Source organism: Mucilaginibacter sp. CAU 1740, assembly GCF_039839285.1.
Classification (GTDB): Bacteria; Bacteroidota; Bacteroidia; order Sphingobacteriales; family Sphingobacteriaceae; genus Mucilaginibacter.
In genome coordinates, this window is sequence record NZ_JBDOQS010000006.1 from 86441 (window position 1) to 101831 (window position 15391).

9 protein-coding genes are annotated in these 15391 nt (G+C 45.2%); 7 read left to right on the top strand and 2 right to left on the bottom strand.

Features of this window, described 5'->3' with window-relative positions; translation table 11 throughout:
• From AAFN85_RS14570 to AAFN85_RS14580, 3 genes are all read left to right on the top strand, one after another.
• A complete protein-coding gene (locus tag AAFN85_RS14570; RefSeq protein WP_347528180.1) occupies positions 1-1158 on the top strand; it encodes a sensor histidine kinase in 1158 nt (385 codons plus the stop codon).
• Positions 1159-1161: 3 nt separating this feature from the next.
• Positions 1162-1860: a LytTR family DNA-binding domain-containing protein gene (locus tag AAFN85_RS14575; protein WP_347528182.1), complete on the top strand. Its 699-nt coding sequence runs from the start codon at positions 1162-1164 to the stop codon at positions 1858-1860.
• A 386-nt stretch (positions 1861-2246) separates the two neighbouring features.
• A complete protein-coding gene (locus AAFN85_RS14580) occupies positions 2247-4166 on the top strand; it encodes a gliding motility-associated C-terminal domain-containing protein (protein WP_347528183.1) in 1920 nt (639 codons plus the stop codon).
• Positions 4167-4255: 89 nt separating this feature from the next.
• On the opposite strand, the gene AAFN85_RS14585 is transcribed toward AAFN85_RS14580, so the two are convergent.
• Positions 4256-5860 (bottom strand): FAD-dependent monooxygenase, encoded by a 1605-nt coding sequence (locus AAFN85_RS14585; protein WP_347528184.1) that lies wholly within the window; start codon positions 5858-5860, stop codon positions 4256-4258.
• Positions 5857-6573: an SAM-dependent methyltransferase gene (locus AAFN85_RS14590; protein ID WP_347528185.1), complete on the bottom strand. Its 717-nt coding sequence runs from the start codon at positions 6571-6573 to the stop codon at positions 5857-5859. Before AAFN85_RS14590 ends, AAFN85_RS14585 begins: the two co-directional genes overlap by 4 nt.
• Positions 6574-6627: 54 nt before the next feature.
• On the opposite strand from AAFN85_RS14590, the gene AAFN85_RS14595 reads away from it, so the two are divergent.
• From AAFN85_RS14595 to treY, 4 genes are all read left to right on the top strand, one after another.
• Positions 6628-7344, top strand: coding sequence for a hypothetical protein (locus AAFN85_RS14595; RefSeq protein WP_347528186.1), 717 nt, complete (start codon positions 6628-6630; stop codon positions 7342-7344).
• Positions 7345-7494: 150 nt separating this feature from the next.
• Complete coding sequence (gene glgX / locus AAFN85_RS14600; RefSeq protein ID WP_347528188.1) at positions 7495-9627, top strand: glycogen debranching protein GlgX; 2133 nt, start codon at positions 7495-7497, stop codon at positions 9625-9627.
• Positions 9620-11428 carry a malto-oligosyltrehalose trehalohydrolase gene (gene treZ / locus AAFN85_RS14605; RefSeq protein WP_347528189.1) on the top strand — a complete coding sequence of 603 codons (1809 nt, stop codon included), beginning with the start codon at positions 9620-9622 and terminating at the stop codon, positions 11426-11428. Before glgX ends, treZ begins: the two co-directional genes overlap by 8 nt.
• Entirely contained in the window at positions 11421-15389 is a 3969-nt protein-coding gene (treY, locus tag AAFN85_RS14610) for a malto-oligosyltrehalose synthase (RefSeq protein WP_347528191.1), read from the top strand. Before treZ ends, treY begins: the two co-directional genes overlap by 8 nt.
• Positions 15390-15391 lie beyond the last annotated feature (2 nt).

Sequence of the window (15391 nt, forward strand, 5' to 3'; positions counted from 1 at the left end):
ATGTCGCGTTTTAAAGCATTTTCGGTTATTATACATATTGCGGGCTGGCTGTTGTTCATGGCTTTTCCGTTGGTGTTTTTAAATAGCCGGGGGCAAAACACCACTATCCTTACTTTTTTGAAGGAGCCTGCTTATTGGATTTTCTGTTCAACATACATTATCCTTTTTTACACCAACGCGTACCTGTTTATCCCTAAGTTTTTCCTTACCAAACGCTATTGGGTTTACAGTGGCATAGTACTGGTGTTATTAATTTGCGTGTTCTTTCTTCGCCCTTTCGAAAAATTGATGCGAAGCACAGATAATGGCCCATGGCGTCACTTCCGCCTTGAAATGGAACAAGCGAAGTTTGGCAAATCCAAATTTGGAGATAGTACCTTTTTTAAATCGGACCGTTTTAATCCACCCCCTTTTCCGCCGGATAGTGCTGCCCGATTTTTCCGCCCGGGTTTTAAGCATACTAAGCCATTGGATAGTACCAGTCTGTTCATATTCCTGATGATTATGGCATTGAGCACAGCCATTATAACCGTACAGCAATGGCAGGAAACAGAGCAGCGCGCCGCCCGTGCCGAGGCCGATAAAACAAGTGCCGAACTCTCGTTTTTAAAAGCGCAGATCAATCCGCATTTTCTGTTCAATACGCTCAATAATATTTATACGCTGGCAGCTATTAAAGATGATAACGCTGCCGATAGTATTATGAAACTATCAAACATAATGCGTTACGTTACCGATGATGTTACCGAAGATTTTGTGCCCCTACAAAGCGAGATAGATTGCATAAGCGATTATATTGAATTGCAGCGCCTGCGAATTGGCAAAAACACCACTGTTAATTTTGAGGTTGAAGGCGAGATAGGAGTGAAGAGAATTGCACCCCTTGTAATGATGACCTTTGTGGAGAACGTGTTCAAGTACGGCGTAAGCAAACACGAATCATCGGCCATTGATATTAACATCCAGGTAAACACAACTAACATTTCGTTTTACTGCAAAAACCGGGTATTTGCTGTACAAAACAGCGAGTACCAGCGTACCGGCATCGGCATAAAAAATACGAAACAACGTTTGGAGCATTTATATCCCGACAGGCATATGCTAAATATCAGCAGTCCAAACAACGAGTATATCGTTCAGTTAACCTTACAAACATAAATTATGGCGCTTAAATGCATAGCTATAGACGATGAACCGCTGGCCCTGCGATTGATCAGCGAGTACGTGTCCCGCTTTCCTTCCCTGCAATTGGTTAAAACTTTTGAGGATGCCATATCCGGTGCCGAATATCTGAAAACAGTACAGGTCGACCTGCTTTTTGTGGATATCAACATGCCCGATATTACAGGGATCGATCTGGTGCGCTCGTTGAAAGACAAGCCTATGGTAATATTCACCACGGCCTATAAAAACTTCGCTTACGAGGGTTTTGAGCTGGAAGCGTTGGATTATATTTTAAAGCCGATAGATATTAAGCGCTTTACCAAAGCTGTGGAAAAAGCTGTTGATTACTTTAATTATAAAAATAAACCCACTGTTGAAGAAACCGACGAAAGCCTTTATGTGTATTCGGAGTACCGCATGGTGAAGATCGACCTCAATACCATCGAGTACATTGAAAGTATGGAGGATTACATCAAGATCCACATCACCAACGATAAAACCATCCTTACGCTGATGCCTATGAAAAAGGTATTGGAGAAATTGCCATCAACCAAATTTCAGCGTATCCACCGCAGCTACATTGTGCCGGTAGGCAAGATCCGTTCTATCCAAAACCGTAAAGTTCAGCTATCAGAAATTGAATTACCCGTTAGTGAAAGTTACCTCGATTTTGTGAGGAACTGGAAGCAGCGGTAGCCCACTTTTTAATTTACGATTTGTCATTTCGAACGAACCGGTAGGGCTTAGTGCGGGAGCGGTGAGGAGAAATCTTATACACCTTGTATCCCGACTTTGTATGGCGCAGAAGATTTCTCTTTCGCCCCTGCGTTTTTCCCCCGCTGCTCTATCGAAATGACATTTTTTATTTGTAGGCGCCCAATCCCCCTTTCTTCCCGCATTTACCCATACAAACCCACCGTTTATCGACACATAATTGCCTGCCAAGAAGCCAAAACGCATCTTTATATCATTAAACCGATTATCAACCCCGATGATTGTTTTAATACCCCTTTTCATAATAGTTGCGATAGTAGCGTCTGTATGTGTGGTACATGCAGGCGCTTTTTTAAAAGTATAAACCGTTGAACGCAAAAGCACTGATCCCCCTACTTGGTAGCTTTCTACTCACATTATCAACATTTGTTTTAAAAGCGCAAAGTCTTGGTGATCCTGTGGTAAGTATTACTTTTGGCGCAGGCAGCTCAACTCATTCGGGTGCTTTACCTGCCGATTCGGGAACAACAAGTTATACCTATAGCAATGCCGATTTCCCTCAGGATGGGTCATATACTATTGAAAACACTACGGCCGGTTCGGGCAACGTTTGGTGGTCGGCAACAGACCATACCGATAACACTGGTGGCTATATGATGGTGGTTAACGCCAGCGTATCCAAAACCGACTATTTTTATAAGCGTACCATTAGCGGACTTTGCTCTGGTACTAAATACCAGTTTTCGGCCTGGATAGTTAACCTGTTGCGGAGTAATGATATTAGTCCGCCAAATATCACCTTCTCTATCGAAAAGCCGGACGGTACCGTTATTGAAAGTTACGCCTCCGGTACCATTCCCCGCACCAGTGGCAACTATCAGTGGATTCAAAAATCGTTTAATTTCACCGTGCCTGCCGGTGCCGGCGATATCGTAATAAAAATGACCAACAACAGTGCCGGAGGCGCACCGGCAAATGACCTGGCTATCGATGATATTACTTTTAGCCCATACGGGCCTGATATATCAGCAAGCTTTAGCAGCGCCAGCTCAACCATTACCGAATCGGCTTGCGCGGATGTGCCGCAAACTTATACGCTCAGTACCACTATACCCAGTGGTTATAGTGTGTTGTGGCAAACCAAAACCGGCAACGGTGCCTGGACGGATTTAACAGGAACCAGCGCCAGCACATCTACCTATAAAATCACTTCGCCAACTACGGCCGGTACTTATTATTATAGGGTAGTGACCGGGCAATCGGGTAATATTAACTCGGCTTATTGCCGTTCGGCTTCCAACGTGCTTACATTAACGGTGGGGTCGCCGCCATTATCAACAGCTACTGCAAGCACGCCGGTGTGTGCGGGAACAACGCTATCGCTTAGCGCGTCAACGGGTGTGAGCTATAAATGGACTGGGCCGAATGGGTTTACATCGGTATCGCAAAGCCCAACAATCAATAATGTTACTACAGCTGCCGCGGGTACTTATTACGTTACAGTAAAAGCCTCATCGGGTTGCGAAGTGACTGCCCATGTTGATGTTGTGGTGAATGCTCAACCAGTGGCCGTAGCCGATGCGGTTGATCCTATTTGCGAGGGCAGTTCGGTTACGCTGCATGCCAGTGGCGGCTCAACCTATTTATGGTCGCCGGCAAAGGGTTTGTCGGATGTAAATATCTCTAATCCGGTTGCCAGTCCTACTGATACTACGCTTTATACCGTAACTGTAAGTAATGGTACCTGTACATCAACTGCAAACGTGACAGTGAACGTGCTCAAACAGCCGGTTGCCAATGCCGGTCCGGATCGGTACATCACCCAGGGCCAAACAACAACTCTAAACGGCAGCGCCAAAGGCACCAATGTAAGTTATTACTGGACACCCGGCGATAACCTGAACAGTACTCTCGAACTAAGACCCACCGCTTCCCCAACCGAAGATATTACCTATACCCTGCACGTAGTATCCAACTCGGGCTGCGGCGATGAAGCAATCGACCAGGTTTTTGTGCGGGTTTACAAAAAAGTAACTGTCCCCAACACTTTCACACCCAATGGCGATGGTGCTAACGACACCTGGAACATCGAAGCGCTGGATACCTACCCAACATCAACCACTCAGGTATTTAACCGTTATGGTACATTGGTTTATAAAAGCACCGGCTATCCTAAGGCTTGGGATGGCACCAGCAACGGGCAAGTTATCTCCGGGGGCACTTATTATTATGTGATTGATTTGAAGAATGGGAAGGTGATGAGCGGGTGGGTGATGGTGGTGAGGTAGTTTTAAGTCTTGAATCAAAAGTTATAAGTATTAAGTCTCGCAATTGAACTTAAAATTGATTTTAGGCTACGAACTTTCGACTTTGAACTTCAGACTTCCGACTTTACGAACCCCACCACATTCAGCAAATAGTTATCCATCATATCAATATCAACCACATCATTCAAAAAGCCGATGTGCATATCCGGGCGAACGATGAGGGCTTTCTTTTGATTTTCCTTTACATCAAAAGCATCGAAAATATGCTGGTTTTTTGCTGAGGGTGGCAAATAGAAAAAGTTGAGGTTAGCGCCGTAATTCTGGGTGATCCATTTGGCAACGGTGAACAGATCCAACTCTTTGAGTTTGCCGAGGCAGATGAGCGTAAAGCCCGGTTTGCTGCACCACTCGTGCAGGTCGGTTTCCTGCTGGCGTTTCTCATCGAATACTTTCAAATAGGGGAGTCTGTCGCCGGCTTTTATTTGGGTGGATTGGCTGAGGTGCAGGTTAATTTGGCTATCGCGATAGCCAATGCCTGTTTGTGATACCCGTTTAAAAAACAGATCACGAAGCTTTGGTTTTGACCAGGCCCATTTCAGCGCAATTGGCAATAGCCATTTTTTTAACAGGTTGATGAACCAGTTTTGCGATAGGATGATCTTGAAAAGCCTGTCTGTAGTACCTAACAGCTCTTTAGCTACGGGCATCCGCTCGGCCGCGTAGCTTTCTAAAATAGCATCATTATATTGTCCGTTAACTACACCTGCCATTTTCCAGGCCAGGTTATAGGCATCCTGCAAACCGGTATTCATGCCCTGCCCGCCAACCGGCGAGTGGATATGCGCCGCATCGCCAATTAAAAAACAACGTTGCTCCCTGAATTTATCGGCTTTGCGGTGGTGTAGTTTGTAAGTGGTGAACCAATTAACCTGATCAACTATTACGGGCTGGTGCATCACCGCTTCCAGGTGCGGCAATACATCATCAATTTGCAGGTTTTCTTTTTGGTCGAATGATTCTGGCAGGTTACCTACTACGCGGTAGTGCTGGTCATCCGGCATCGGGAAAAATCCGGCAAACCCTTTTTTTGACAGGAACAGATCAACATAGTTGCCTAACTTATTCCCTATCTTAATATCAGCTAAATAAAACTGGTGCGGGTAGGTATCGCCATTAAATGGTATGCCAAATTGTTTGCGTACCGTACTATGCGCGCCATCGGCACCAATAAGCCATTTGCAGGTGATGTTTTGAGGTTCGCCTCCATTTTGCAACTGTAGGTTAACCTCGTTTTTATTTTGGCGGAGCGATACCAAAGATGTATCCCAATAAACCGGGCAGCAGTTAAAGGTTAAAAAATCAAGCAGTAAACGCTCGTTTTTACTTTGGGGGTACATCTGGATAAAGGGGTAAGGCGTTTGCCCTTCGCCAACATTGGCCAGCGTTAATTCGGCTACTTCGTTACCTTCCTGATTAAATTTAGCACCGTCGGCTTGCTTGCCCTCGGTTAACACTTTATCCACTATCCCCATCTGCCGGTAAATTTCCAGCGAGCGGGCCTGCACCGCCAATGCTTTTGAATGACTGGTTGGCCCATGCCTGCTATCAATAATAAGCGGCTGCACACCGTAGCGCAAAAGCTGGGCGGCCATCATTAAACCTGATGGTCCCGCGCCTACAATTACTACATCGGTATGCTGCTGGGTAATGGTCATTTATTGCCGTGGTACAGTAAAAATATAGTTGGCCGTTTGTGCAGTTCGGGTACCTTCTTTTGCCAGTCGGCAATGGTTTTGGTTTGCACAAACTCGGTTGCAGCGGTTAAGTCTGTAGCTATACAAAGTTTTGTTTTAGGATTAGCCGATTTCAGGATCTCCTCCAGCATCGGGTTATTGCGGAACGGTGTTTCAATAAACATCTGCGTTTGATCGAGCTTAATGGCCTGGCTTTCCAACTCTTTGATCTTTTTAGCCCGGAGCAGTTTATCAATAGGCAAATAACCGTGAAAAGTAAAACTCTGCCCACTAAAGCCCGAAGCCATCAGCGCCAGCAAAATAGAACTTGGGCCTACCAGTGGTACTACTTTAATACCCATGCGGTGGGCTTTATCAACAATATCGGCACCCGGGTCAGCAACGCCGGGGCAACCGGCTTCGCTCATCAGGCCAACATCATTACCAGCCTGCAGGCCTTTAAAAAACTCGGCATTACTGGTTTCACGGTTGTGTTTACCATAATCATGAATCACCAATTCGCTTTGCGGGGTTTTTAAACCGGCCTCTTTTAAAAAGCGACGAGCGGTTTTTTCGTTCTCTACAATATACTCTTTGATACTGTTAATGGTATCAACAAGGTAGGGCGTAAATGATTTGGCAGCCGCTTCATCGGCCAGCGGTACGGGTATTAAATAAAGGGTTCCATAAGGCATATTGCAAAGTTGGTGTTTTTTGGTTAATTTAAGCTAACAAATAGGAGGTGGAAAATGAGACAATTAGGTGCAAATTGGTTTATTGAAGGTCATATTGACTTTGAATACAAAAAATACATCCTGTTAAGTTACCTCCAGGAGATCAACAGCCACTTTGGCAACAAGCGGCTATACCCCAACCTGGCCGACCTGATTTTCCACTATAACAACCTCATCGATTTTAAAAAGAACAAAGCGTTATTGCAACAATCCTTTCCGCAACGGCTCACCCAGGCCGATATCGAGGCTGTGAAACTCACGTATCAAAAAATCGTTACTGACGATCAAAGCATGCTGGAAATTGAGCAGATCATTAATTATGCCATGGGTAAGATGGACCCCGCTATTAAAACAGGTAAGGATATTTATGATTTTGTAGAAAGCCGTTTAAATATCGACCCGGTTGGCATCGTGCCGTTGTTGCCTTATCACGGCTATTTTTCCCTAAAAAATGGTAAGGAACGTACCAACTGGATCTACGAATACCAGATCACTATTTTTGAGGGCAAAGATGATAAGTACCGTGGCATTAACGTAAACTTTGTGGATACTTATGAGCAAAGCATCACCAATACCCCCGAAACTATTAAGCTGCATTTGATCAACCGGAATAAGTTTATCCCTAACCCGGCGGTTTATTATGTGCATAGTGATATCACATTTCCGTTGGAGCAAACTTTGTTGCCGGTGGCTAAAAGGAGTTTGGTAAAGTATATTTCGAACGTGGCGTAGGGAAATATCGCATGGCTTGTTAATTCTCTCTCTTTTTTTAAATTGCCAATGGTGTAGTAATTACACACAATAGTTAAAAAAAATCCGATTTTCCTGCCCTTTGGTGCGCTCGGCGACCAAACATTTTAACAGCATATTCATTATGTTGTTATGACAACAAAAACTTACCCCGGAAAACCTTACCCCCTCGGAGCCACCTGGGATGGCGAAGGAGTTAACTTCGCCCTTTTTGCTGATTACGCCACAGGCGTGGAGCTTTGCCTTTTTAAAGGCCAGGATGACGAAGTTGAATACGAAAAAATTAAAATTGCCGAACGTACCCACCAGATCTGGCATGTATATATCCCCGGTGCAAAACCCGGTTTGCTATATGGCTACAAAGTATCCGGCCCTTTCGAGCCGGAAAACGGACATCGTTTCAATAACAATAAACTACTTATCGATCCATATGCAAAATCGATAGCAGGCCGTATTGATTGGCACGATGCACTTTTTGCCTATAATATAGGAGATGAAAATACCGACCTAAGTTTCAGTGAACTGGATAGCACACCGTTCATCCCCAAATCTGTAGTGATCGATCCGCAGTTTGATTGGGAAGATGATCAGCCGTTGCGCATTCCCTATCATAAGTCAATCATTTACGAAACACATGTTAAAGGGTTCACCATTCAAAATCCCGAGATCCCCGAAGAAATAAGGGGAACGTACGCTGCTTTAGCGCACCCCGTAACCATCAAATACCTGAAAGATCTGGGCATCACAGCGGTAGAACTAATGCCTGTTCACCAGTTTGTGAATGATAGAGGATTACTTGATAAAGGGCTCACCAACTATTGGGGCTATAACACCATCGGCTTTTTCGCACCAGATGTGAAATACTCTGGCTCGGGTGTTTTGGGCGAGCAGGTGAAGGAGTTTAAAGAAATGGTGAAAGCCTTGCACAAGGCAGGCATTGAGGTAATACTGGATGTGGTTTATAATCACACTGCTGAGGGCAATCAGCTTGGCCCAACGCTTTCTTTTAAAGGCATCGATAATTCATCCTACTATCGCCTAACCGATGATAACAAGCGCTACTACATGGATTACACCGGCACCGGCAACACGCTGAATGCTATGCTGCCCAACGTACTCCGTTTTATTATGGATAGCCTGCGCTACTGGATAACGGAAATGCACGTAGATGGCTTCAGGTTTGACCTTGCCGCCACCCTGGCCCGCGAACTGCACGAAGTGAATCGCCTAAGCGCCTTTTTCGATATTATTCACCAGGATCCGGTGATCTCGCAGGTTAAACTCATTGCCGAGCCGTGGGATGTTGGCGAAGGCGGTTACCAGGTAGGTAAATTTCCACCGGGATGGGCCGAGTGGAACGGCAAATACCGCGACTCGATCCGCGATTATTGGATAGGTGCCGACAGCATGCTTGGCGAATTCGCGCAGAGATTAACCGGCAGCCCTGATCTTTACCAGGATGATTACCGCAAGCCAACCGCCAGCGTTAACTTCATTACCGCTCATGATGGTTTTACACTGAACGACCTGGTATCCTACAACGACAAACATAACGATGCCAACGGCGAGGATAATAACGACGGCGAAAGCCACAACCGTTCATGGAATTGCGGAGCCGAGGGGCCTACCGAAGACGAGGCAATAAACGCCCTCCGTGCAAGGCAAAAACGGAACCTGCTGGCAACCATGTTCCTGTCGCAGGGTGTACCGATGTTGGTTGCGGGCGATGAGTTTGGCCGTACACAAAACGGTAATAACAACGCTTATTGCCAGGATAATGAGATCTCGTGGCTTAACTGGGAAACGGCCGATAAGGAGCTGTTAGCGTTTACCCAAAAGTTGATAGCCCTCCGTAAAAAGCATCCAATATTCCGCCGCCGTAAATGGTTTCAGGGTTTGCCTATTATGGGCAAAGGCCTGGAGGATATTGCCTGGTTTCTACCCGAAGGCAATGAAATGAGCGAGGAGAACTGGAACCATGATTTTGCCAAATCATTAGGCGTATTTCTGAACGGCCGCGGCTTGCACCATATGGGGCCAAAGGGTGAACCTGTTATTGATGATAGTTTCTATATCATCTTCAACGCACACGATCAGCCTTTAGAGTATGTATTACCTCCTAAGATCTATGGCGACGACTGGAAAAAGATCATGGATACCGCCGACGATAATTTCAAAGAGCAGGTACTGAACAACGATGAAAAAATAACGGTACAAGGCCGTTCGGTGGTTTTACTGCAACATCCTATTATAACCCATGAATAATAAACCATTGCCCGGGGTTAGGTTTAATAATGATAACGAAGCCGAAATAGCGGTATGGGCGCCTGACGCAAAAAAAGCTGCGGTTATTGTAAATGATCAAGCCAGCCTTGATTTAAGCAGATCAGATTTTGGCTATTGGACATTGACTACCGGCAAACTGCAACCCGGCCATCGCTATCAATTTAAGCTTGATGATAAACAACCATTGCCCGACCCTGCATCCCTATCCCAACCAGATGGGGTGCATGGCTCGTCGATGGCTATAGATACCCGCGATTTTGAGTGGACGGACAACCAATGGCAAAACCCACCTTTGGATGATTATATCATTTATGAGTTGCACACTGGTACATTTAGTTCAGACGGAACATTTGAGGGTATCACCAAAAAACTCGATCACTTAAAACAACTGGGTATAACAGCTATCGAGATCATGCCGGTTGCTCAATTCCCCGGCGGCAGAAACTGGGGTTATGATGGCGTATTTACCTATGCTGTTCAAAATACATATGGAGGTGCCGAGGGATTAGCGAAACTGGTAGATGCCTGCCACCAGCAGGGCATAGCTGTGATATTGGACGTGGTTTATAATCACTTTGGTCCGGAAGGAAATTACTTTGGCAGCTACGGCCCTTACTTTACCGGCAAATACCACACCCCATGGGGAGATGCGCTAAATTTTGATGATGCCTGGTGCGATGAGGTTAGGCGTTATTTTATTGAGAATGTGTTGATGTGGTTCAGGGATTTTCATATCGATGCCTTGCGCTTAGATGCCGTGCATGCCATAAAAGATTTCAGCCCGAAACACATCCTGAAAGAAATAAAGGAAAACGTAGATGCGCTGATGGCCCAAACAGGCAGGAAACATCACCTTATTATAGAGTTTGACCTGAACGATCCGCTATACATCGACCCAATACAAAAAAGAGGTTATGGTATGGATGCCCAATGGATAGATGAGTTTCACCATGCCCTGCGTGTAACGGCCGGAGAGAAACGAGAGGGTTATTATTCTGATTTTGAGGGCATAGTCCAGCTGGCCAAATCATATAACGATGCTTATGTGTATGATGGCATTTACTCGCCGGGAAGGTTGAAAACTTTTGGCGCTAAGGCCAATGACAATCCGGGCAACCAGTTCATCGTGTTTTCGCAAAATCATGATCATGTAGGTAACCGCATGCTTGGCGAACGCAGCAGCCAGCTTTTCAGTTTCGAAATGCAAAAGCTAATGGCAGGCGCGGTAATGGTTAGTCCGTTTATACCGATGCTATTTATGGGCGAAGAATGGGCCGAAACTAATCCATTCCTGTATTTTGTGAGCCATACCGAACCGGAATTGGTTGAAGCCGTACGCAAAGGCCGCAAAGCCGAGTTCGCCTCCTTCCACGCCGAAGGCGAGGCTCCCGACCCGCAAGCCACAGAAACTTTTGAGCAATCAAAATTGCAATGGGAAATTTTGGAAAAGGACGGGTATAAACAAATGCTGGCTCTTTACAAAGCACTCATCAGCCTGCGGAAACAACTGCCCGCGTTAGCCACCCTCAACCGGAAAAATTTAAAAACCACAGTTAACGAAGCCGATAAAACCCTGTTGCTGGAGCGGTGGACAGACACGCAATCTATTTGTTGCCTCATGAATTTTTCGGACGAGGAGCAGCCTGTCAATCTCCCTGAAAATAAACAATGGGAGGTGGCGCTAAATTCTGCTGATACACAATGGAACGGTCCCGGCCCGGCTGCTTCCGGACTTGTCAGATCACAATCTATCATCATCTATAAAAACACTAATGTTTAACCCGGTAAGCACATATCGCATCCAGTTTCATAAAGAGTTTACTTTTCGACATTTTGAAAAGATCATACCTTATTTAGCTAAGCTGGGCATCCGCACGGTTTACGCCTCGCCTATATTTAAAGCGGTACCCGGTAGTACCCACGGTTATGACGGTACCGATCCGCTACAGATCAACCCCGAAATAGGCACCTTGGCGCAGCTAAAAAAGATCAGCGCGAAACTGAAAGCCAAAGGCATAAACTGGATCCAGGATATTGTGCCCAACCACCTGGCCTACCATCCGGACAATACATGGCTGATGGATCTGCTTGAAAATGGCCCGAAATCTAAATACAAACATTATTTTGAGCAAAGCCTTGATGATCCGAAGATTTTTAAAGGACCCATCATGTTGCCTTTTTTAGGTGATGATTTGGATACGGTTATTGATAATGGCGAACTTTCAATTGTACGGGTAAAAGATAAACTGTTTTTTAGCTACGGCGGGAGCCATTGGCCGCTTCAATCGGGATCATATCCGGCTAAAAATAAATCATTAGCTACAGTTAATAAAGATAAAGCGCTATTAAAATCAATAACCGCCAAACAACATTACCGGCTTTGCAGTTGGAAGGAAACCGACCAGCAGATCAACTTCAGGCGTTTTTTTACGGTGAATAGTTTGATCTGTATCAACATCCAGCACAATGAGGTTTTTGATCAGTATCATCAGCTTATTAAAACATTGATACAGGAAGAGATTTTTCAAGGCTTGCGCATAGATCATATCGACGGCCTATACGATCCTGGAAAATATCTGCGCCAACTGCGCCGCCTCGTGGGCGACGACACCTATATTATAGTGGAAAAAATACTGGAACACGGCGAGACCATGCCCTCATGGCCCATACAGGGCAACACAGGGTACGATTTTTTGGCGATAGTGAACAACCTGCTTACTAACCGTAAAAGCGAGCCTGTTTTTACCGCTTTCTACCAAAAACTTTCGGGCAACAATACCCCTGTGCAGGAACAGATCAGGCGAAAAAAAGCCTACATCCTGCATAAGCAAATGGGCGGTGAATTGGAAAACCTTACCAGCTTATTTATTGAATATGGGTTTGCCAAAGGATCCGATGTGCCGAAAGATTTAATTAAACGGGCTATAGCACAGTTGTTGATCTGCTGCCCGGTTTATCGTTACTATCAAGATCATCCGCCGATAAAAGAGATTTTTAAACAAGCTATCAGCATTAATCCCGAATTGAAGCCTGCGATAGCTTTGCTTAAAAAAGCATGGAAGGATAAAGAGAACCCTAAGGTGATCCGCTTTTTCAGGAGGTGTATGCAGTTTACCGGGCCGTTGATGGCAAAAGGGGTGGAGGATACGCTGATGTACACCTACAACCGTTTTATTGCCCATAATGAGGTTGGCGATACGCCGGATACTTTCGGGCTATCGGCAAACACTTTTCATAAAACGATGAAAAAGCGGCAAAAAAACTGGCCGCTTTCCATGAATGGCACATCAACCCACGATACCAAACGCGGCGAAGATGCCCGCGCCCGGTTAAACGTGATCACCGATATCCCTGATGAGTGGCTGCAAAAAGTAACCGAATGGCAAAGCCTTAACCAACCTCTGAAACAGAATAATGTGCCCGATGCTAACGACGAGTATTTTATTTACGAAACGATCCTCGGCACCTACCCCATGCCCGGTCAGGACGAAGACAATTATCCCGAACGCATGGAGCAATACCTCGAAAAAACTTTGCGTGAGGCCAAACTACATTCAGGTTGGGCCGAGCCTAATGAGGAGTACGAAGAAGGCACCAAGCAGTTTGTAAAAGAACTATTAAAACGCCGGGGCGATTTTTGGCAAAGCTTTAAAACCTTCCATCAAAAGGCATCAACGTTTGGTGTGGTTAATTCGCTATCGCAGCTGCTATTAAAATTAACAACGCCGGGCATGCCCGATATTTACCAGGGCTGCGAACTATGGGATTTGAGCATGGTTGACCCCGATAACCGTCGCGCTGTTGATTATGAACTCAGGAATGAAATGCTATCTGCAATACCTGATGTTTCTAAACTTTGGGCGGATAAATTTAATGGGCAAATCAAACAATGGCTTTTAACCGTGCTGCTACATGAGCGCAAAACACATCCTTTATTATTTGCCGAGGGAGAATATATTCCTTTGCAAGTTGAGGGAAGTTTGAAAACCAACCTTCTTGCCTTCGCCCGGAAATATAAAAACACTTGCTATATCATAGCGATACCGTTGGGTTTAGCTGGTATTAGCGATGAGGAGTTGAACATTAAATGGGACGATACTGCGATAGTTTTACCTGATGGATTAGATACACATTACCAAGACATCCTGCTTAATAAACCAGGTACAGCCAACGGTAGATTAGCGGCTTCGGGGCTTTTTGATCAGTTCCTCTTTGCTTTTTTGAAATTTGAAGACAAGCCAAATGAACGTGGTGCGGGAGTGTTGGTGCACATTACCTCACTGCCTTCTCCATTCGGGGCTGGCGATATGGGGCCGGGGGCTTTAAACTTCGCAGATGCATTGCACGAGGCAGGGCAAAAATACTGGCAGATATTGCCATTAAGCCCGGTGAATGATAAAGCGCAGTTTTCGCCTTACAGCTCATGGTCGGCTATGGGGGGAAACATTTCCTTGATCAGTCCGGAGTTATTGGTGGTTGATGGTTTGTTAAATCAGGGCGATCTTGATCCTTATATAGAAGAAGGTACTGATAAGGCCGATCTGGCGGCTACAGCCCGCGTGAAAGAACTCCTGCTTGATAAAGCATGGAAAAATTATGTTGCCGGTAGTGCAAACTGGTTAACAGAACCGTTCATTGCTTTTAGTAAAACAGAAGATGATTGGCTCAATGATTTTGCACTCTATTCGGTATTGAAATCAGTAAACAAAGGCTTACCATGGCATCAGTGGTCGGCTAAATACAAAATGCGCGATAAAAAAGCCCAGCAGGATCTCACGCAGAAAAACAACCTGAAAATTGAACAGGTTAAATGGCAGCAATTCATCTTCGCAAGGCAATGGAAAAAACTCAAACAACATTGCAATGATTTGGGCATAAATATTATTGGCGACCTGCCTTTTTATGTAGGTTACGATTCGGTAGATGTTTGGGCCAACCCGGAAATTTTTGATCTCAATAAAAACGGCGAGATGCAATCTGTCGCCGGTGTTCCGCCAGATTATTTTAATGCTGAGGGGCAGCTTTGGGGCATGCCTGTTTTTAATTGGGATAAGCTGAAACAACAAAGTTACGATTGGTGGGTTAAGCGCATCCAAAAAAACATTGAGCTATTTGATATAGTAAGGCTCGACCACTTTAGGGCATTTGCCTCCTATTGGTCGGTACCGGCAATTGAAACTACTGCCATCAACGGGCAATGGAAAAAAGCACCGGGAGATGATCTGTTCAGGGCATTGAAGAAACAACTTGGACGGCTACCTTTTATTGCCGAGGATCTGGGAGATATCGACGAATCCGTTTATCAGCTACGCGATAAATGGGAACTTCCGGGAATGAAGGTATTGCAATTTGCTTTTGGCACTGCAGCAGTATCAACCCACACGCCGCATAATTATACACCAAACCATGTAGCTTATACCGGCACACATGATAACAACACTACACGTGGCTGGTTTGATGATGAAGCCGGTAAAAAAGCCCGTAAAGAATTGGAACGTTATGCAGGTGTTAAAGTAAAAGCCAAAAATATTAATGAGGTATTTATAAAAACGGCATTTGCATCGGTGGCTAATACCGCAATAGTTCCCATTCAGGATTTGCTTGGTTTGGATGGGGATGCCCGCATGAACCAACCATCTACTACAGATGGCAACTGGGCATGGCGTTTAACCCCATCCGATCTGGAAGATCTACCTATAAAAAAACTTAAAAAGTTGACCACCTTTTATAACCGGAGCTAAGT

Coding starts and splice junctions, on each gene's coding strand:
- AAFN85_RS14570 (WP_347528180.1), top strand. CDS start 1: ATGTCGCGTTTTAAAGCATTTTCGGTTATTATACATATTGCGGGCTGG.
- AAFN85_RS14590 (WP_347528185.1), bottom strand. CDS start 6,573: ATGCCTTATGGAACCCTTTATTTAATACCCGTACCGCTGGCCGATGAA.
- AAFN85_RS14575 (WP_347528182.1), top strand. CDS start 1,162: ATGGCGCTTAAATGCATAGCTATAGACGATGAACCGCTGGCCCTGCGA.
- treY (WP_347528191.1), top strand. CDS start 11,421: ATGTTTAACCCGGTAAGCACATATCGCATCCAGTTTCATAAAGAGTTT.
- glgX (WP_347528188.1), top strand. CDS start 7,495: ATGACAACAAAAACTTACCCCGGAAAACCTTACCCCCTCGGAGCCACC.
- AAFN85_RS14595 (WP_347528186.1), top strand. CDS start 6,628: ATGAGACAATTAGGTGCAAATTGGTTTATTGAAGGTCATATTGACTTT.
- treZ (WP_347528189.1), top strand. CDS start 9,620: ATGAATAATAAACCATTGCCCGGGGTTAGGTTTAATAATGATAACGAA.
- AAFN85_RS14585 (WP_347528184.1), bottom strand. CDS start 5,860: ATGACCATTACCCAGCAGCATACCGATGTAGTAATTGTAGGCGCGGGA.